Raw genomic sequence first — 18562 nt, forward strand, 5'->3', positions numbered from 1 at the left:
CGGCGGGGAGGGGGTCAGGGGAGGGGGTGGGAGATGTTGCGGGCGTGGTCGGCGACGGCGGCGGCGACCACCGTCCCCGCCAGGGGCAGCATCTCCAGGCACCGCCGGACGGCGGCGGCCATCAGCACGTTCGGCACCCGCATGGACAGGGTGCAGTGCGGCACCCAGCGCCCCGGGCGGTACTGCTCGGACAGGGTGATCCCGGCCCGGGTCAACCGCTCGTGCACCAGGGCGTGGTGGGCCAGGAGCTCGACGGTGGGGGTGACACCGAGCCAGAGCACCCGGCCGACGAACTGGCCGGCGTGGTCGAACCCCAGCCGCAGCGGCGCGGCGACCACCGTCCCGCGCAGCGCGTCGGCCACCCGCTCCGGGTCGAGGCGGGGCGCCACGGCGAGGGACACGTGCGGCCGGTGTCGCTGCTCCAGCAGCGAGCGCATGCTCTGTACGCCCTCGGCCTCCAGCGCCTCCCAGAGGACCCGGATACGACGGGTGGCGTCGGTGTCCAGATACAGCTCCAACGCCGCGACCACGTGATCACCCTAGATGCCGGGTTTACCGGCCCCGGCCGGCGGTACCCGACGGGAGACAGCGGCCCGCGAAGGAGTGCCCGGTGGACGTGAACGACCTGCTGACCGAGATCTACGACCGGCTGCCCGACCTGGTGCGCGCGGCGGTGGACGGCCTGAGCCCGGCGGAGCTGCACCGGTCGCCGACGCCCGGCGCCAACCCGGTCGGCTGGCTGGTGTGGCACCTGACCCGGATCCAGGACCACCATGTCGCCGACCTGCTCGGCACGGAGCAGGTGTGGACCGCCGGTGACTGGGCCGCCCGGTTCGGGCTGGACCCCGACCCCGACGACACCGGCTACGGCCACACCGCGCAGCGGGTCGCCTCGGTACGCCCGGAGAGCGCCCGCGCCCTGGTCGACTACTACGACGCGGTCGCGGGGCGTACCCGGACGTTCCTGGCCGGGCTGCGGCCGGCGGACCTGGACCGGGTGGTGGACGAGGCGTGGGACCCGCCGGTGACCCTCGGGGTACGGCTGGTCAGCGTGGCCGACGACGGCCTTCAGCACGCCGGCCAGGCCGGCTACGTCCGGGGCCTGCTCCGCGCCGGCTGAGCCCCCGTCACCCGGCCCGGCGCAGGGCGGCGTACGCGAGCAGGTGGAACGCCTGCGCCTCCGGGGAGGTGCCGGGGCGCGTGAAGTCCGGCGCACCGCTGACCGGCCGGACCAACCCGTGCCGGTCGACCTGCCGGGTCGCGGCGGCCAACAGGTCCCGCCCGACGTCCCGGTACGCGGCCGGCAGCCAGCCGTCGGCGACCCCGGTCAGCGCCGCGTACGCCAGCATCTGCGCGACGTTGACCTCGACGAAACTGCCGGGGTCGTCGAGCACGTCGTGGAAGAGCCCGTCCGGCCGGCGATGGGTCAGGCAGGCGTCGAGCACCGTCCGCGCGTGTCCGGCCAGCTCCTCGCGTTGCCCGGTCGGCCAGTCGGGCCGCAGCCGCAGCGCGCGGGCGATGCCGGCGACCACCCAGCCGTTGCCGGTGCCCCAGTGCTGCGGGTGGTCCAGCCGTGCCCGGTCGGCGTCCCAGCGCGCCGCGTAGAGCCCGCTGCGCTCGTCGCACAGTCGGCGACGGTGACCGTCGACCTGGGCCGCCGCCGGTCCGGGATGCCCGCAGAGGGCGAGCAACGGCACCACCATGTACACCGTGTCCGCCCAGACCTGCCGGTTGCCGAGCAGGTGGAACAGGGTGCCGTCGCCGGCCCGGGGCGCCCGGGTCAGCAGCCAGTCGAGCTGCCGGTCCAGCGCCGCCGCCCAGTGCTCGTCGGGGTGCGCCCGGACGGCGTGCCGCAGCGCCTCCCCGCAGGCCGCGCCGTTGACCGCGCCGTCCTCCCCGGACACGTCACCGAGGCGACCGTCGGGGTGCTGACGGGTCACCGCCGCGTCGGCGACCAGCACCGCCTGCTGGTCGAGCCCGAGGTCGAGCAGCGCCTGGCCGGTCACCCCCTGCTCCCACGACTGCCGCTGCATGGCCAGCAGCGCCGCGAGCACCCGACCCACCCGGGGGTCGTCCAGTTCCCGCATTGTCGCCTCCCTCTGCTTCTGCTACCCGGGATCCGGCGGCGCACCCCCGGGCTGCCCGGCTTCCGAGGGGAGGGACCGGTTCACCCGGTGCGGGTGAGGCGGCCTCACCCCGACGGCTGCGATCGTGCTCACCGGGCTGCGGACCAGACGGGGGAGGGTGCCATGGCGACGTCGGGGGCGGACTTCCTGGAGCGGCTGACGTCGCGCCGCCGCCCGCAACTGCCCGAGACCCTCACCGGCACGATCCGGCTCGACCTGCACGACGGGGGCAGCACAGAGCACTGGTACCTCACCGTGCACGACCAGCGTGTCGACGTGACCCGCTCGCCCGACGACGCCGACCTGGTGGTGCGGGCCGACCGGGAGGTCTTCGGCCGGCTCGCCGACGGCAGGACGGAGGTGGTGCAGTCGCTGATGCGCAACGAGCTGACCGTGCAGGGCGAGATGCGGCTACTACTGATCCTGCGGCGGATCTTCCCGGGCCCGGCCGACGCCCGGCACCCCCGCGACGTCGCCCGAGAGAGCCTGCGCCGGTGAGGCAGGAACGGGTCCACGTCGTCGCCGGCAACGCCTTCGCGGCCAGTGACGCCCAGGGCGACATGGAGGTCGATCCGCGGGCGCCGGTCGGGCTCTTCTCGTTCGACACCCGGTTCCTGTCCCGCTGGGTGCTCACCGTCGACGGTCAGCGGCTGGACGCCCTGTCCCGGGACGACATCAGCCACTTCGAGACCCAGTTCTTCCTGGTCCCCGGTGCGGCCAGCCACTACGTCGACGCGGACGTCTCGATCATCCGGTACCGCTCCATCGACGACAGCTTCAACGAGCGGATCACGGTGCTCAACCACTCCGCCGGCCCGGCTGAGTTCGTCGTCCGGATGGACATCGACGCCGACTTCGCGGACACCTCGGAGATCCGCAGTCCCCGGCCCCGCCGGACGACCGCGACCGCCTTCCCCGACGAGGGAGTGCTTCGGTTGCGGTACCAGCGGGACCGGTTCTGCCGGGAGGCGGCGGTCTCCACGACCGCCCCGGGCCACGTCGACCAGGGTGGCTTCACCTATCGGATCACCGTGCCCCCGAACGGGCGGTGGGTCACCGACCTGCACGTCAACATGATCATCCGCGGCGCGGGCGGCCGGGACGTGCGGGCCAGCCTGGCAACGCACCGGCAGCGGGTCGACCACGACATGCGTCATGACCTGCGGGACTGGCTGGGTCGGGCACCGCGCCTGGTGGCCGAGCGCGACGTCCTGTCCGACGTCTACGAGGGCGCGCTGACCGACGTGGCCGCGCTGCGCTACACACCGTTGTCCTACCCCGCGCCGGTGCCGGTGGGCGGCCTGCCGTGGGCGATGGCGCTCTACGGCCGGGACGCCATGATCACCTGCTTGCAGACGCTGCCGTTCACCCCCGAACTGGCCCCGGCCACCCTGCGGCTGCTGGCCCTGCTCCAGGGCGGGCGACTCGACGACTACCACGACGAGGAGCCCGGCAAGATCCTCGGCGAGCTGCGCTACGGCGAGTCCGCCGGCTTCGGCGAGGAACCGACGGCGCTCTACTACGGCGCCGCCGACACCACGCCGCTCTTCATCGTGCTGCTCGACGAGTACGAGCGCTGGTCCGGCGACGCCGCGCTGGCCCGGGAGCTGCAGCACCCGGCGCGGATGGCGCTGGACTGGATCGACGCGTACGGGAACCTGACCGGCGACGGCTACCTGCGCTACCAGCGGCGCAACTCGCGCAACGGGCTGGTCAACCAGACCTGGAAGAACTCGCCCGACGCGATCGTGCACCGCGACGGCCGCGAGCCCGGCCACCCACGGGCGACCTGCGAACTCCAGGGGTACGCGTACGACGCGAAGCTGCGGGGCGCCCGGCTGGCGCGGGAGTTCTGGGGCGACCCGGCGTACGCCCACCGGCTGGAGCGGGAGGCGGCGGCGCTCAAGGAGCGGTTCAACCGGGACTTCTGGCTGCCCCGGCGCGGGCACTACGCGCTGGCGTTGGAACCGGACGGCACCCCGGTCGAGACGCTCACCTCCAACATCGGCCACCTGCTGTGGAGCGGGATCGTCGAGGAGGAGCGCTCCGCGCAGGTCGCGGAGCACCTGCTCGGGCCGGAGATGTTCACCGGGTGGGGCGTGCGGACGCTGGCCGAGGGGCAGCTGCCGTACAACCCGGTGGGGGCGCACGTCGGCGCCGTCTGGCCGTCGGACAACTCGCTGATCGCCGCCGGCCTGCGCCGCTACCATCACGACGACGAGGCGGCCCGGGTCGCGGCCGGCGTCCTCGCGGTCGCGGAACTGCTCGGCGGCCCGGTGCCCGAGGTGATCGCCGGCTACCCACGTGAGATCACCCGGTATCCCGTCCAGTTGCCGATGGCGGGCCGCCCGCAGTCCTGGGCCTCCGGGGCGCTGCTGATGCTGCTGGGCACCATCCTCGGGCTGCGGCCCTGCGGGGACGAACTGCTGGTCACCCCGGCCGTGCCGCAGGGCTTCGGCCGGCTGGAGCTGTTGGACGTCCCCGGGCGCTGGGGCCACGCCGACGCGTACGGCCGGGACCGCTCGGCCCTCGCGAACGGGCGGCGTCCCCGGCTGCGCTGACCGCGCGACCGCGTCGCGCGTACCCGCCCTCGACCGTCGCCGCGGCGCGGTCACCGCTGGGCGGCGGTTGTCTCCGTCGCGGCGTCGTCGGGTACCGGGTCCGGCGCGGCAACGGCGGGTGCCGGGGCGTCGGCCGGGCGGGCGGCGACCCGCCGGGAGAGTCCGCGGTCGACGCCGACGAAGAGCAGGCCGAGCAGCCAGAACGCGAAGGCGAAGAGGACCGCGCTGACCGACACCCCTCCGTAGCCGAGCTGCCCGGCGTCGATGAACGGGTACGGGTACCGGTGCACGACGAGCCCGCGCACCAGCGCGAAGCCCAGGTACGCCAGCGGGAAGGCCAGCCACCAGGCGGCGTAGCGCAGCCGTAGCCGGCCGCGCTGGTCGAACAGCGCCCAGTCGGCGATCGCCAGCAGCGGCACGACGGTGTGCAGGAACTGGTTGCCCAGCGCCTCGCCGAGCGCGCGGTCCGGCTGGGGCATCGCGAAGGGGCTGGCAGGGTTGGCCAGCACCAGGTGGTAGACCACCCCGGTGATGGTGATGTAGAGGGTGACCGCGCCCTTGAGCGCCGACGGCGGCTCGGGCCGGGCCCGCCGGGCCCGCCAGCCCGCGTGGCCGGCGAAGAGCCCGACCGCGACGTTGCTCTGGATGGTGAAGTACGGCAGGAGACCGGTGACCGTGGCCGGACCGAGCGCGGTGAGCACGATCCCGGCCAGCACGCTGATGACGATCGCCAGGCGGAAGGCCACCGCCACGCGTCGACGCCGCACACTCATCGGCGCAAGCTACCAGCCCCGCCGCTCACCAGCCGGGGGAGCCGGCTGCCGGCGATGGTCAGCGCTCCGGGCGGGGCGGGGCGCTCCGGGCGGGGGCGTCCGGCTTGCCGCCCGCGGTGGAGGGCGCGGCCGAGGGCCGGCCGGTCGGCCGCTCGGTGGGCGTCGAACGGGCGGCCGAGGGGGATGCGGAGGGCGGTGCCGGGACCGCGCTGTCGCGGACCACGCGCTCGCAGTAGCCGGCCACCTCGTCCCGGCCACCGGCCTTGGTGACGAGGCCGGCGAAGGCCGGGTTGTCCAGGGCCCGACCGGGGTTCTCCCCGATCGCGGCGCGGTAGGAGCGGCACAGCCCGAGGATCGACGCGGCCGGTGTCGGCCTGTTCGGTTCCGGCGTCGGCACGCCGGACGGAGCGGCGGACCCGCCGGGCCCGGCGGTGGTGGGCGAGGCGGACGCCGGCCCGGCGGACGGCGGGGTGACCGGCGCGTCGCGGTGCAGCGGTCCGGGCAACGTGCCGGTGGCGGCGGCGAAGGCGACGCCCCCGGTGGCGGCCACGGCGAGGCCGGCGAGCGCGACCTTCAGCCCGGCCAGTCGGGCCAGGGAGAACGAGCGGGCGGGCGACGGAGCCGGCAGCGGAGCCCCGGCGCGGGCGCTGCGGAACGCGTGCATCGCGGCGCTCTCCCCGCGCAGCTCGCCGGGGCGCGGCTCAGCACGCACCGCCGTCAGCAGCCGGACGAGCGGCTCCGGGCCGTCGTGCGGGTCGACGACCGGACCGACGAGCAGCCGCTCGACGGTTTCCTGGTCCATCCGATGTGCGTTCATCTCGTGTCCCTCAGCGCCGGGCACCCCCCCGACGTCACATCTCCGCCGTGAGGGTGGCGCTGATCACGCGGCGACACCCGTCAGGTCAACCGCGACGCGCCAGCACCCCTACGGTGCGTGACAATGAGGGTGTTGCGCTGCCGGATTCGCCGCAGCGGCAGGCCAGCGAGACCGGCGGGATCCGGAACGGGTCAGCCCATCGTCTTGGCGCCGTCGATCGCCTCGCGGAGGATGTCGGCGTGCCCGGCGTGCTGCGAGGTCTCCGCGATGAGGTGCAGCAGGACCCGGCGCACCGACCAGCTCGCCCCCGGCTCGAACCAGGGCGCCACCGGCAGCGCCTGCGCGGCGTCCAGGTCGAGGGTGGTGATCAGCTCGTCGGTGCGGGCGGCGACCTGGGTGTAGTGGTCGAGCAGGCCGGCGAGGGTCTCGCCCTCGACCATCCGGAACCCGTTCGCCCAGTCCAGCGGCTCGCTCTGCATCGCCTCCGCGCCGCCGACCGCGAACCGCATCCAGCGATCCTCGGTGACCGCCACATGCTTGATCAGCCCGCCGAGGCAGAGCTCACTGACCGTGGTGCGCGCCGCGGCCTGCTCGTCGGTCAGCCCGCGCACCGTCTGCCGCAGGAAACCCCGGTGCCGGCCGAGGGTCTGGGTCAGGTCGGCCCGCTCGCCGGTGAGAACCCGCTCCGAAGTGGTCATCGCTGCACCTTCCGTCGATGTCGTCGAGGCTCAGGCTAGGCGGGTGCACCGACAGTTCCGCGCCCGCCACGCGATGCCAGCGGTTGCCGATCCGGCGCTTCGGCGGTCCACTGAACTACATGGGTGACATTTTGGTAGGCACGTCCTCCTGGGCGGACCAGACCCTGCTGCGCTCCGGCTGGTACCCGCGGTCGGTGAAGACCCCCGCCGACCGGCTCGGCTTCTACGCCCGCCACTTCGGACTGGTCGAGGTGGACACCTCGTACTACGCGGTACCGGCACCGGAGACCACCGCCGGCTGGGTAGCGGCCACCCCGCCCGGGTTCACCTTCGACATCAAGGCGTTCAGCCTCTTCACCGGCCACCCGACGCCGGTGTCGATGCTGCCGAAGGAGCTGCGGCCGGCCGGCGGCCCGGCCCGGATCCGCCGCCGCGAGCTGCCCGAGCGGGCGTACGAGGAACTGTGGCGCCGGTTCCGGGCGGCGCTGGAGCCGCTCGCGGCGGACGACCGGCTCGGCGCGGTGCTGTTGCAGTTCCCGCCGTGGCTGACCCGGGGCGAGGCCGCCCGGCGACGGATCGTGGAACTGGCGGGGCGCTGCCGGCCCTGGCCGGTCACGGTGGAGCTGCGGCACGCCTCCTGGTTCGAGGACACGGCGGCCGCCGAGACGGTGACCTTCCTGCGCGACCACGACCTCGGCATGGTCTGCGTGGACATGCCCCAGGGCCACCCGTCCTCGGTGCCACCGATCATGGTCGCCACGGCCGAGCCGGCGGTGGTCCGGTTCCACGGCCACAGCGCCCACTGGGAGGGCGGCAGCAAGGAGGACCGGTTCCGCTACGCCTACTCCGACGGGGAGCTGCGCCGCTGGGCGGAGCTGCTGACCGACCTGGCGGAGAGCGCCGGCGAGCTGCACGTGCTGTTCAACAACTGCTGCGAGGGGCAGGCCCAGCGCGACGCCGCCCGGCTTGCCGAGCTGCTCGGCGTGACCCCCGCGCCGGAGCGCGCCGGCGTGTGAGGCGGTTTGTCGTCCCGGGGCACGGGTACCGCGCCGGCAACGACAGAAAGGTGCCGCGATGACGCAGGAACAACAGCCGGGCGACGGCCATAATTCGTCCTCCGCGCCGCTAGGCGGCGCTCCGGACCGAATGAGGGCCGTACCGGACGACGCCGAGGCCCGCCGGGTCCGCGAGGCGGAGGAGGCGCACGGTGGCAGCATGGCGCCGGGGCTGGTGGACGAGACCGGGCGGCCCGTCGCCGAGCCGCCGCCGCCACCGGCCGCTGAGGAGGACGGCACCGGCTCCTGAGGCGGATGACGGACCGCTGGGCCGGTCCGGGACGCACGCCGGCGGGACCGGCCACGGGTCGCCGTGGCCGGTCCCGTCCGCGTACCCGGCGGTGATCGGGCCGAGGTGCGGTCGGGCCGTGCCGGGGACACCTGTCCCGGGCACGGCCCGTCGCCCCGACCTCAGTCCCGGGTGATCCCCTCCGGGTGCATGCCGGTGTCCCGCTCGAGCGGGTTGTCGGGCAGGTCCCCGTCGGCGACGTCGTCCGGGAAGGTACGCCGCGACGGCGCGGGATCGGGCGGCGCGCCCGGCCCCGCGTCCGTGTAGCGGGTCGGCTCCACCGAACCGAAGCCGTGCCGGCCCTCCCGCCCGGACGGCCCGCTCGGCGCGCCGGCGCGGCGCTCACCGCGCCGGCCCTCCGGCACGGCGGTCTCCTCGCTGCCCTCGTCCATCGGGTCGTGCTTGCCCGCGCCCCAGGGCGGGTCCGCGTCGAAGCCGTCGGTGGTGCCCCAGGGGGCGGCCGACTCCGGTCCCCGCCCCGCGCCCCGCCTCGGTCCCTTGTTCGCCGTCATGGCCACCTCGCAGCTCGATTTCCCGACCGGCCGTTGTCGCGCCCCCTCCCGACCGGTACGACGGCCGCCGTCGCGGACGGCCACCGGCGCACCGGTCGGGCCCGGCGTTCAGCCGGCCATCGCCATCCGGCGCTGACGGTTGGCCGTACCCATCGCCGCGAGCTTCCCGATCGACGTCGGCGCGCTCATGATCCCGCCGGCCCGTCCCAGCATCCCGCGGAACACCTGGCCGGGCTTCTGCTGCTCGCCCATGTACGACGTGACCACGACCAGCGCCCCGGTCAGCGCCGGCACGGCCCACTGGAGCAGCTTCATCTGCCGTTGGCAGGAGGCCACGTCGGACGGGGTCTGGTAGTTGGGCTCGGTGGTCCCCTGGACCGGCGGGTTGCCGGCCTTCTCCAACCGCATGCCGAGCAACCGGCTGTATCCGGTCACCGCGAGCGCGCCGATGGTCAGCGCCGTCTTGACCGCGCTGATCCTCCCCACCCCCCGCTGGCCGAACACCCGCGGGCTCTCCGTGGCCAGTTCGCCGACCGCCCCGGCCAGGTGGGCGCCGATCGCCGCCGCGTTCACCGGCGTCCAGCGGGACCACCCCGCCGAGGCGATCGGGAGTCGCTGAGTCGAGTCGCTGATCCGCGCCGCCGCCCCGTTGACGCCGAGCGCTCCCATCAGGGAGCCACCGAACCAGGCTGCCAGGCCCAGATCGTGCATCGAGCGCAGTGCGGTGTGCCGTTCGGACATCTGATCCCCCTCCACCGTATTCGGGCGCAGCGGCATACCCGCCCGACGCGCGGCTACGCACCCGATCTCACCGGCGGTCGGGACGTCCCCGCACGCGCCGTTCGTCCCGGCGGTGACGCCGGAATCCAGGGGTGACGCCGGGAATCCGGGGGTGGCGCGGGCTGGGAGGGCCGCTCAGCGGCGGGGCAGGCCCGCCGCGAAGGCCGCCACCCGGGCGGCCAGCGGCCGCCCGGCGCGGACCCAGGTGAAGTGGTCCAGCCGGGCGCCGGCCTCGGCGGTCGTGTAGCGGTCCCGGGTGACCGGCGCGGCGGTCAGCTTGGCGCAGAGGTGGTCCAGGCTGCCGTGCGGGGTGTACTGGTCGTCGTCGACGCTCACCGCGAGCACGGGCGTGCCGATCCGGCCCACGGCAGCCTCGGCGTCCACCCCGTCCAGCAGCGGGAAACGCCCGGTCCGGGCGGTGTACGCCCAGTCCCGGATCACCCCGCGCGCCTGCCGGCCGCCGAAGCCCCAGCCCGGCCAGACGCCGAGCGCCGCCGCGGTCGCCGCGATGCCCTGGGTGTACGGCAGCACCCCGTACCGCCGGGCGCCCGGGTAGCTGCGCCAGTACGGCACGCCGACGGCGAGCAGGGCGAGCCCGTCGACCGCGTCCGCGCCGTGCAGGGCGAGGTGCAGCAGGGCCGCCTGCCCGCCGAGGGAGTGCCCGAGCAGCAGCCGGGTACGCCCGTCCAGCCGGGGCTTGAGCGCGTCGAGCACCGCGCCGACGTCACCGGCCAGCTCGGCGTAGCCGTAGCGGCAGGCGCGGCTCGGTGCGGGGGTGCTGGCGCCGGTGCCGCGCAGGTCGGCCACGACCACGGCCAGGCCGGCGTCGCGCAGCGCGGCGGCGAACGGGCGGTAGTAGCGGGCCCGGACACCCATCGCCGGCCAGAGCACCACCACCGGCGCGCCGGCCGGCCCGTCCGGTTCGGGGTAGACCTGCACCCCGATGCGCGCGCCGTCGACGTCGACGAACTCCTGGCTGTACTCGATGTCCCCGCTCACCGCCCCAGCCTAAGCGGAAGCTACCGGCGGGTAGCAAGGGGTGTGCCCCGCTCCACCCGCTCCACGGCGGCCAGCACCGCCGGCACGTCCAGCGCGGCCAGCGCCGGGTGCACGGCGGCGGCGTCGACCGGTCGCCGCTGCCCCACCCAGAGCGCCTGGTGCCAGGGCCGGTCCGGCGGGGGACCCCACTGCGCCGGCGGCACCGGGCCGAAGAGCAGCACCGACGGGGTGGCGTAGGCGGTGGCCAGGTGACCGATGCCGGTGTCGCCGCTGACCACCAGGCGGGCGTGGGCGACCAGCGCGGCCAGCTCCCCGAGGCCGGTCGCCCCGGCGAGCACCGCGCCGGCCGGCAGCCCGGCCAGGGCGCGCACCTGCTCGGCGATGCTCCGCTCGCCGGCGGTGCCGGTGACCACCACCCGGTGTCCCCGGTCGGTGAGCGCCCGGGCCACCTCGGCGAACCGCGCCGGCGGCCAGCGCCGCTGCGCCGCCTTCGCTCCCGGGTGGACGATGCTCACCCCGGTCGGCGTCCGCCCCGGTTCCGGGCGGCGCAGGGCCAGGTCGGTGCGGTCGGCGGGGATGCCATACCAGGCCAGCATCCGGCACCAGCGGTCGATCTCGTGCTCCTCGGCCCGCCAGTCCGGTCCGTCGCGGTGCCCGGCCTCGGCGTTGGCGAAGGCGAGCAGCCGGCCCGGCCGGACCCCGGCGAGCATCCGGTGCGACTGCGGGCCGCGACCGTGCAGGTTGACCGCCAGCTCCGGCGGCGGGCCGGGCCACCCCAGGTGGCCCAGCCCGTCCGCCTCGACCAGCCGGTCGACCCCGCCGACCAGGTCGACCAGCGGGGCCAGCCAGCGCGGCGCGACCAGCGCCAGCTCCTCGTCCGGGTACGCGGCCCGCAGCGCGCGCAGCGCCGGCACCCCGGTCGCGAGGTCGCCGACGCCGAGCGCCCGTAACACCAGGATCACGGGTACGACGACTCCTGTTCGGCGCAGACCACCAGCTCGCGTACCGCGCAGCCGGGCGGCTGGGAGAGGGCGAACATGACGGCGGCGGCGGTGTCGGCCGGGTCGTTGAGGATCGCGTCCGGACCCGGCTTGTACTGCTCGTCGCGGTCGTCGAAGAAGGCCGTCCGCATGCCGCCCGGGATCAGCAGGGTCACCCCGACCCGGCCGGCCAGCTCGGCGGCGAGCGCCCGGGTGAAGCCGACCACCCCGAACTTCGCCGCGCAGTACGCGGTGGCGTCGCTGACCGCCTTGATCCCGAGCGTCGAGGCGACCGTCACCACCGTGCCGTGCGCGCGCTCCAGGTGCGGCAGGGCCGCCCGGACGACGGCGGCGGTGCCGAGCAGGTTGATCCCGACGATCCGGTCCCAGGTCGCGCCGTCGATGTCGGCGAGCTTGCCGGGCACGTCCATCCCGGCGGCGGTGACCAGGCCGGTCAGCCCGCCGGCCTGCTCGGCGGCGCGCCGGGTGGCCTCCTCGGCGGCGCGGGTGTCGCCCAGGTCGCACTCGACCCACGGCACCCCGTCGGCCGGCGGCTGCCGGTCCAGCACGTACGGCCGCCCGCCGGCCTTCGTCACGGCGGTCACCACCGCCGCGCCGAGGCCGCTCGACCCGCCGGTGACCAGCACCGCCGATCCGTTCAGATCCCTGCTCATCTCGCTCCCTTGACCAGTCGGGCGCCGCGCGAGCGCGCGGCGCTGATCGTCGCGGTGGTGGACCGGCCCGCCAGGTAGGGCACGGTCACCACCCGGCCGCCCCAGCCGCGTACCAGCTCGGCCTCGGGCAGTTCGGGGGCGCCGTCGCCGGCGTAGTCGCCGCCCTTGACCCAGACGTCGGGGCGCAGCCGGGCCAGCGCGGTGGCCGGGGTGGGCTCGTCGAACACCACGACGGCGTCGACGCAGTCCAGCGCGGCCAGCAGCCGGGCCCGGTCGGCCTCCGGGTTGACCGGGCGGTCCGCACCCTTGAGGACGCGGACGCTGCGGTCGGAGTTGAGGCAGACCACCAGGCAGTCGCCCAGCCGGCGGGCCGCCTGGAGGGTGCCGACGTGCCCGGCGTGCAGGATGTCGAAGCAGCCGCCGGTGGCCACCACGGTGCCGCCGTCGGCGCGTACCCGGGCCACCAGCTCCGCGGCGGCGGACGCCGGGCGGCGCGACCCGGCCGGGTCGGGCTCCCGGCGGGCCAGGCCGGCCGCCCCGCCGGCGGCGACGTACGCGGACGCGGCGGCGACCGCCTCCTGCACCGCCTCCGAGGTGACCGCCCCGGCGGCCAGCGCGGTGGCGGCGGTGGCGGCGAAGCGGTCCCCGGCGCCGCAGGTGTCCTCGGCCCGTTCCACGTCGGACGGTGGCGGCACCACCAGCGGAGTGCTGCCGGAGTGGCAGAGCACCGCGCCGTCGGCGCCCATCGTCACCGCCACCGCCCCGACCCGCCAGCGCCGGCGCAGCTCGTGCCCGGCGCGGGTGGCGGTGGACAGTGGCGATCCCGCACCGGCGTCGCCGGTGAGCTGCCGCAGCTCGGCCAGGTTGGGGGTGGTCAGCCGGGCGCCCGGCACGGCGACCGGGCCCCAGGGGTGCGGGTCCCAGACCACCGGGGCGCTCGCGTCGGCGAGCGCGGCCCGCAGCGCGGGCTGCCGGACCAGGCCCCGGCCGTAGTCGCTGACCAGGATGGCGCCGGCCGAGGCGAGCACCTCCAGCGCCGCCTCGGGCGGCTCGCCGGGGGGCCGTGACTCGCCGCCGCGGTCCAGCCGCAGCAGGGTCTGCCCGCCCGCCCGGAGCCGGATCTTCTCCGGCGTCGCCCCGGGCAGCCGCAGCGGGTACAGGCGTACCCCGGCGGTGGTGAGCAGTTCGGCGATGCGGGCTCCGGCGGCGTCGTCGGCGAGTGCCGTCACCAGCGCCACCTCGGTGCCCTGGGCGGCGGCGAGCAGCGCGGCGAGCCCGGCGCCGCCGGGCCGGTCGGTGCTGGTCCGCTCGTCGAGCACCGGCACCGGCGCGTCCGGGCAGACCCGGTTGACCGCGCCCTCGACGTCCCGGTCGAGCAGGGCGTCGCCGACGACCACCAGCGGCCGGCTCACGACGGGCACCCGCGGCGGCTCGACCCGTGTCCGTTCGGCCCGTGTCCGTTGGCGCCGTGTCCGTTGGCGCTGTGTCCGTTGGCGCCGTGTCCGTTGGTGGGGTGGCCGTTGAGGGCGTGCCGGTTGATCCCGGGGCCGCTGCCGGCGGCGGCGAGGGCGGGTGCGTCGGCGCCGCCGGGGAGCCGGCCGGTGAACTCGACGGTCCGTTGCCGCGGGGCCGCCGTGCGCGGCAGCCGGCGGACCAGCGGCAGCGCCTCGTCGACGTACTCGCAGAGCAGGTGCAGCGAGACCAGGTGCAGCTCCTGCACCACCTGGCTGTCCGGCGAGGGCACCGCGAGCACGTCGTCGCAGACCTCGGCCAGCGGGTTCGGCGCGGGACCGGTGAACGCCCAGCAGCGCACCCCGACCTCTCGGGCCGCCTCCACCGCCCGCAGCAGGTTGGTGCTGGTGCCGCTGGTCGACATCAGCAGCAGGATGTCGTTCTCCCGGCCGTGGGCGCGCACCTGGCGGGCGAAGACCTCGTCGTAGCCGTAGTCGTTGCCGATCGCGGTCAGCGCCGACGTCTCGGCGTGCAGCGCGATCGCCGAGTAGGGCTCCCGGTCGTCGCGCAGCTTGCCGACCAGCTCGGCGGTGAGGTGCTGGGCCTCCGCGGCGCTGCCGCCGTTGCCGGCCGCCAGCAGCCGGCCACCGGTGGCCAGCGTCCAGGCCAGCTGGGTGCCCCAGCCGGCCAGCCGCTCGGCGGTCCGCCGGTACGGCAGCAGCGCGGCGGCCAGCCCGGCCAGGTGCCCGTCGAGGGCGGACATCGCGTCGCTCATCAGGCCACCGCCGGGGCGACTCGACCGACCGTGCTGAGCGTGGCGTAGACCGCGCTCAGCTGCTCGGCACAGCGCTTCCAGGAGTACCGGCTGCGGATGCGGTCCAGCGCCGCCGTGGCGTACGCGAACCGGCGCACCCGGTCGGCGAGCAGCCGGCGGATCGCGGCGCCCAGCGCGCGGGGGTCGCGCGGCGGCACCAGGTCACCGGTCAGCCCGTCGACCACGGTGTCGGCGATGCCGCCCACGTTCGTGCCGATCACCGGCACGCCGCAGGCCATCCCCTCCAGCGGGGTGAGCCCGAACGGCTCGTACCAGGGGGCGGCCACCAGCACGTCGGCGGAGCGGTACCAGGCGCCCATCTCCTCGCGTGGGACCGCGCCGACCAGCTTGACCCGGTCGGCGACCCCGCAGGACTCGGCGAGCGCGCCCAGCCGGCGGGCGAAGCTGTCGGCGGGCAGCAGCTCGGCCGCCGGGCCGCCGACCACCACGCACTCGGCCTCCGGCACCGCCGGCAGCGCCCGGATCACGTCCTGGAAGCCCTTGCGCTCCACCATCCGGCCGACGGTGAGGATGCGCGGGCGGGCCGGGTCGCGGGGCGCGACCGGCCCCTCGGGGCGGAACATCTCCTCGTTGACCCCGGACGGGACCAGCGCCATCCGCGACCGTGGCACGCCGAGCCGGACCAGCTCGCCGATCTCGTCCTGGCACTGGACGATCACCCGGTCGGCCGCCCGGCCCAGCGCGCGTTCGTAGCCGATCCGCCCCGGTGGACTGGTGTCCCGGGCCCCCTGGTGGCGGCGCTTCACCGAGCCCAGCGCGTGGTACGTCAGCACCACCGGCGTGTTGGTGCGCCGGCCGGCGTGCAGGGTGGCCAGGCCGCTCATCCAGAAGTGGGCGTGCGCCACATCCGGCCGCCAGCCCTGGTCGCTCCACTGTTCGGCCATCCACCGCCCGAACTCGCCCATGTACGGCAGCAGCTCGTCCTTGGGCACCCGCTGCGCCGGCCCGGCGGGCACGTGCCGCACCTGGTAGCCGGCGGCGGCGTCGACCACGTCGGGCAGGTCCACCGCGTCCCGACGGGTGTAGACGCGCACGTCGTGCCCCTCGCCGACCAGGGCCGCCGCCAGTTCGGCGACGTGCGTGTTCTGCCCGCCCGCGTCCTCCTCGCCGAGGACGGCGAGCGGGCTGGCGTGCTCCGAGATCATCGCGATGCGCATGTTTCCTCCTCAAGGATCCGGTCCCAGTCGGCGAGGAACCGGTCGAGCCCGAAGCGTTCCTTCGTCACCTCCCGCGCCCGCGCACCCAACCGGTACGCGGCGTCGCGGTCCTCCGTCAGCCAGCGGGCCGCCTCGACGAGCGTGTCGACCCGGGTGGAGAGCACTCCCGCGTCGGGCGGCACCGCGTCCACGGCCTCGGTGGTGGCCAGCGCGACGACCGGCATGCCGATCGTCATGGCCTCGATCAGGCTCAGCCCCAGCGACGTCCACCGGCACAGGTGCAGGTACGCCCGTCGCCGGGCCACCTTCGTGTGCATGAGGTCCTGCGGCAGGTCGTCGTGGCTGGCCAGGCGGTGCCCGGGCAGCCCGAGCCGGTCGGCCAGCCCGGTGACCCCCATGCCGAAGACGTCCAGCGGGGCGACCTCGGCGAAGCGGGGCATCAGGTCGGTGCCGGTGACCCGCCAGCGGCGTATCGGTTCGTTCGTCACCACGGCGAGCCGGTCCAGCTCGCCGGTCCACTCCACCCTCGGCGGCACGATGCCGTGCTCGACGACGGCGGTGCGGGTGCCGCCGTTGTCCCAGAACAGCTCGTTGAAGTGGGTGACGTGGGTGAGCAGCAGGTCGTCCCGGTCGGCCATCGGGTGGCGGCTGGTGGGCACGTCGCCCTTGGGGGTGTTGTGCTCGACGTAGATCACCGGCAGGTCCCGCCCGGGCCGCCGGCGCAGCCAGCGTTCGGCCAGCTCCAGCTCCTCGGGGCGTTGCAGCACGACCACGTCCACGTCCGCGTCGGCCAGCTCTTCGGGGGTGACCTCGATGGCGCTGTCCGGCCAGGGGTAGGTGCGGGCCCGGCCCAGCCCGTACGGGCCGCGGTCGGGGGTGACCGGCACCAGGTAGCGGTGCCTGCCGTGCACGAAGGACGTGGTCCAGGAGCCGTGCACGTGCCAGAGCAGGACGTTCATGACCCTCCTTCAGCGTCGGATTCCGGTGGTGAGCAGGCGGACCGCGGCGACCACGTCGGCCGGGTCGACCCCGGCGGTGAGGCAGGGGTGGCCGGGTACCGGGCAGCGGGTGGCCCGGGTGTCCCGGCAGGGTGCGGCGGCGTCGCCGAGGCGGACCAGCGGCACCCGGTAGGGGGCCCACTGGCCGAAGGAGACGGTGGGGGCGAAGAGGCTGACGACGGGTACGCCGACGGCGGCGGCGAGATGGGCGGGGCCGGTGTTGCCGACCACCACGCAGCTCGCCCCGGCGAGGACTCCGGCCAGCTCCGCCAGCCCGGTGCGCCCGCCGAGGTCGGTGCCGCCGGCTGCGGCCACCCGGGAGGTCAGCACGGTTTCGACCGGCCCCCCGGTGACCACTACCCGATAGCCGCTCGCGGTAAGCCTGCGCCCGATCTCCACCCACCGCTCCGGCGGGCAGGCCCGGGCCGGCACGGACGCCCCGGGGTGCACCACCACGTACGGGCCGTCGGGTGGCGCGACGGGGGGCGCCTTGACGCGCAACGTCGGCTCGTCGCCGACGGGCAGGCCGAAGCCGGCGGCGGCGGCGAGGGAGAGGGCCCGCTCCGGCTCCGGCACGCCGACCGGCACCTTGTGCCGTACGTCCAGCAGGGAGCCGGGGTAGTCGTCGCTGATCGCGCTGATCCGGCCCACCCCGGCCAGCCGCAGCAGCAGCGCGAGGGGCAGGGCCGACTGGTGGAAGGAGGTGAAGACGACCGCCTCGTCGGCGCCGACGGCGGTGAGCCGCGCGGTCAGCGCGCGGATGTCGTCCGGGACGACGGGCGCGGGATCGCCGTCGATCCAGGGCAGCGGCCATTCGACGATCTCGTCCACGCCGGGGAGCAGTTCGGCGGCGGCCCGGCCCCGGGGACCGCAGAGCAGCACCACCCGCCGCGCCCCGGCGGCGACGGCCCGGATCGCCGGGCCGGTGACGAGCACGTCGCCGGCCGAGTCGCTGCGTACCACCAGGACGGTGCCGGCACGGCGCGGCGCGGTGGGCCGGACGGCGGCCTGCCGGCGCAGGATCTCGTCGACGGCCGCGGTCAGGTCGCGGGCGACGTGCGGGGCGGCGGCGACCTCCTCGGGCCGGGTGACCGGGGTGGGCACCAGGACGCCGGTCGCGCCGGCGGCGAGCGCGGCGGTCATGTCCCGCCCGATGTCGCCGACCATGACGCAGCGCCCGGGGGAGGTGCCGAGCGCGGCGGCGGCCGCGTGGACCATCCCCGGCGCGGGCTTGCGGCAGCCGCAGCCGTCGCCGTCGTCGTGCGGGCAGATCTGCCAGGTGTCGAACGGACCGAGCAGCTCCTCGATCCGGGCGTGCACCGCCCGCATCTGGTCGCTGGTGAAGAGCCCCTTCGCCAGGCCGGACTGGTTGGTGACGACGCCCAGCCGCAGGCCGGCGGCGCGCAGCCGGTCCAGTGCCTCGCGCGCGCCGGGCAGCGGGCGCACCTTCTCCGGATCGCCGTTGTACGGCACGTCCTCGACCAGCGTGCCGTCCCGGTCGAGCAGCACCGCGTCGAAGAGGCCGTGCCTGATCGCCGCGCCCCCGCTCATGGCAGACCAGTTGCCCGGGGCAGGAGGAGTAAACATCAACTCTGCGCTCCGGCGGGGTCACCGTCCGCACCGGAGGGTCGGTGCCGCCACCAGCCCCGTACCCAGTGGGCGACGGCGACCGGCGGGATGAGCGCGCTGGTCAGCAGCATGGTGGACACCTCTTCGCGAGTACGCGGCCCGGGCGCGATCCGCACCGCGGCGAACTCGGCCGTGCCCGCCGCCCAGCCCAGCGCGCCGGCGGCGGCGACCGCGCCGAGCACCCGGCGCGGCGCGCCGTCGCGGGGCAGCACGGTCCGCAGCGCGGC

The 18562-nt window shown here is 75.8% G+C and carries 20 protein-coding genes and 1 pseudogene; 5 read left to right on the forward strand and 16 right to left on the reverse strand.

The features are described 5' to 3' along the window. Nucleotides 1–14 precede the first annotated feature (14 nt). Complete coding sequence (locus tag V6U89_RS26390) at nucleotides 15–530, reverse strand: 2'-5' RNA ligase family protein (protein WP_334574682.1); 516 nt, start codon at nucleotides 528–530, stop codon at nucleotides 15–17. A gap of 80 nt (nucleotides 531–610) precedes the next feature. On the opposite strand from V6U89_RS26390, the gene V6U89_RS26395 reads away from it, so the two are divergent. Further along, a complete protein-coding gene (locus V6U89_RS26395) occupies nucleotides 611–1120 on the forward strand; it encodes a mycothiol transferase (protein WP_334574684.1) in 510 nt (169 codons plus the stop codon). Nucleotides 1121–1127: 7 nt separating this feature from the next. Here V6U89_RS26395 and V6U89_RS26400 read toward each other — a convergent pair whose 3' ends face one another. Beyond that, nucleotides 1128–2087 carry a glycoside hydrolase family 88 protein gene (locus V6U89_RS26400; protein WP_334574686.1) on the reverse strand — a complete coding sequence of 320 codons (960 nt, stop codon included), beginning with the start codon at nucleotides 2085–2087 and terminating at the stop codon, nucleotides 1128–1130. Nucleotides 2088–2249: 162 nt separating this feature from the next. Between V6U89_RS26400 and V6U89_RS26405 the strand changes: the two genes are divergently transcribed. Together V6U89_RS26405 and V6U89_RS26410 are read left to right on the forward strand one after the other, a co-directional pair. Then, a complete protein-coding gene (locus V6U89_RS26405; RefSeq protein WP_334574688.1) occupies nucleotides 2250–2624 on the forward strand; it encodes an SCP2 sterol-binding domain-containing protein in 375 nt (124 codons plus the stop codon). After that, nucleotides 2621–4687 (forward strand): amylo-alpha-1,6-glucosidase, encoded by a 2067-nt coding sequence (locus tag V6U89_RS26410; RefSeq protein ID WP_334574690.1) that lies wholly within the window; start codon nucleotides 2621–2623, stop codon nucleotides 4685–4687. The genes V6U89_RS26405 and V6U89_RS26410 overlap by 4 nt, the downstream gene beginning before the upstream one ends. Before the next feature lie 50 nt (nucleotides 4688–4737). Here V6U89_RS26410 and V6U89_RS26415 read toward each other — a convergent pair whose 3' ends face one another. The 3 genes from V6U89_RS26415 to V6U89_RS26425 all read right to left on the reverse strand — a co-directional run bounded on the left by V6U89_RS26415 (nucleotide 4738) and on the right by V6U89_RS26425 (nucleotide 6975). Beyond that, on the reverse strand, nucleotides 4738–5460 hold the full coding sequence (locus tag V6U89_RS26415) for a Pr6Pr family membrane protein (RefSeq protein ID WP_334574692.1): 723 nt from the start codon (nucleotides 5458–5460) through the stop codon (nucleotides 4738–4740). A gap of 58 nt (nucleotides 5461–5518) precedes the next feature. Beyond that, on the reverse strand, nucleotides 5519–6277 hold the full coding sequence (locus V6U89_RS26420; RefSeq protein ID WP_334574694.1) for a hypothetical protein: 759 nt from the start codon (nucleotides 6275–6277) through the stop codon (nucleotides 5519–5521). 191 nt (nucleotides 6278–6468) lie between these two features. Then, nucleotides 6469–6975, reverse strand: a complete 507-nt coding sequence (locus V6U89_RS26425) for a DinB family protein (RefSeq protein ID WP_334574696.1) — start codon at nucleotides 6973–6975, stop codon at nucleotides 6469–6471. A 119-nt stretch (nucleotides 6976–7094) separates the two neighbouring features. Here V6U89_RS26425 and V6U89_RS26430 point away from each other — a divergent pair, with 119 nt between their 5' ends. Beyond that, nucleotides 7095–7991 carry a DUF72 domain-containing protein gene (locus V6U89_RS26430; protein WP_334574698.1) on the forward strand — a complete coding sequence of 299 codons (897 nt, stop codon included), beginning with the start codon at nucleotides 7095–7097 and terminating at the stop codon, nucleotides 7989–7991. A 58-nt stretch (nucleotides 7992–8049) separates the two neighbouring features. Beyond that, the gene (locus V6U89_RS26435) at nucleotides 8050–8280 is read left to right on the forward strand and encodes a GTPase activator (protein ID WP_334574700.1); all 231 of its coding nucleotides are present in this window, start codon (nucleotides 8050–8052) and stop codon (nucleotides 8278–8280) included. A gap of 161 nt (nucleotides 8281–8441) precedes the next feature. Here the strand turns inward: V6U89_RS26435 and V6U89_RS26440 are convergent, their stop codons facing one another. From V6U89_RS26440 to V6U89_RS26490, 11 genes and pseudogenes are all read right to left on the reverse strand, one after another. Further along, a complete protein-coding gene (locus V6U89_RS26440; RefSeq protein ID WP_088964735.1) occupies nucleotides 8442–8831 on the reverse strand; it encodes a hypothetical protein in 390 nt (129 codons plus the stop codon). Nucleotides 8832–8939: 108 nt separating this feature from the next. Then, the gene (locus V6U89_RS26445) at nucleotides 8940–9572 is read right to left on the reverse strand and encodes a hypothetical protein (protein ID WP_334574703.1); all 633 of its coding nucleotides are present in this window, start codon (nucleotides 9570–9572) and stop codon (nucleotides 8940–8942) included. A gap of 174 nt (nucleotides 9573–9746) precedes the next feature. Then, entirely contained in the window at nucleotides 9747–10610 is an 864-nt protein-coding gene (locus V6U89_RS26450) for an alpha/beta hydrolase family protein (protein ID WP_334574705.1), read from the reverse strand. Between the two features lie 20 nt (nucleotides 10611–10630). After that, entirely contained in the window at nucleotides 10631–11572 is a 942-nt protein-coding gene (locus V6U89_RS26455; RefSeq protein ID WP_334574707.1) for a glycosyltransferase family 9 protein, read from the reverse strand. Then, a complete protein-coding gene (locus V6U89_RS26460; protein ID WP_442933992.1) occupies nucleotides 11569–12264 on the reverse strand; it encodes an SDR family oxidoreductase in 696 nt (231 codons plus the stop codon). Before V6U89_RS26460 ends, V6U89_RS26455 begins: the two co-directional genes overlap by 4 nt. Continuing rightward, nucleotides 12261–13676 (reverse strand): PfkB family carbohydrate kinase, encoded by a 1416-nt coding sequence (locus tag V6U89_RS26465; protein WP_334574709.1) that lies wholly within the window; start codon nucleotides 13674–13676, stop codon nucleotides 12261–12263. Before V6U89_RS26465 ends, V6U89_RS26460 begins: the two co-directional genes overlap by 4 nt. Then, nucleotides 13673–14491 carry a D-sedoheptulose-7-phosphate isomerase gene (locus tag V6U89_RS26470; RefSeq protein WP_334574711.1) on the reverse strand — a complete coding sequence of 273 codons (819 nt, stop codon included), beginning with the start codon at nucleotides 14489–14491 and terminating at the stop codon, nucleotides 13673–13675. Before V6U89_RS26470 ends, V6U89_RS26465 begins: the two co-directional genes overlap by 4 nt. Next, nucleotides 14491–15708, reverse strand: coding sequence for a glycosyltransferase (locus V6U89_RS26475; RefSeq protein WP_334574714.1), 1218 nt, complete (start codon nucleotides 15706–15708; stop codon nucleotides 14491–14493). Before V6U89_RS26475 ends, V6U89_RS26470 begins: the two co-directional genes overlap by 1 nt. Beyond that, nucleotides 15693–16667, reverse strand: coding sequence for a glycosyltransferase (locus tag V6U89_RS26480; protein WP_334574716.1), 975 nt, complete (start codon nucleotides 16665–16667; stop codon nucleotides 15693–15695). The genes V6U89_RS26475 and V6U89_RS26480 overlap by 16 nt, the downstream gene beginning before the upstream one ends. A gap of 9 nt (nucleotides 16668–16676) precedes the next feature. After that, complete coding sequence (locus tag V6U89_RS26485) at nucleotides 16677–18257, reverse strand: HAD-IIIA family hydrolase (RefSeq protein ID WP_334574718.1); 1581 nt, start codon at nucleotides 18255–18257, stop codon at nucleotides 16677–16679. A 35-nt stretch (nucleotides 18258–18292) separates the two neighbouring features. Then, nucleotides 18293–18562: pseudogene (locus V6U89_RS26490) on the reverse strand (transferase); the annotation flags it as partial.

Source organism: Micromonospora sp. CPCC 206171, assembly GCF_036906755.1.
GTDB lineage: Bacteria > Actinomycetota > Actinomycetes > Mycobacteriales > Micromonosporaceae > Micromonospora > Micromonospora purpureochromogenes.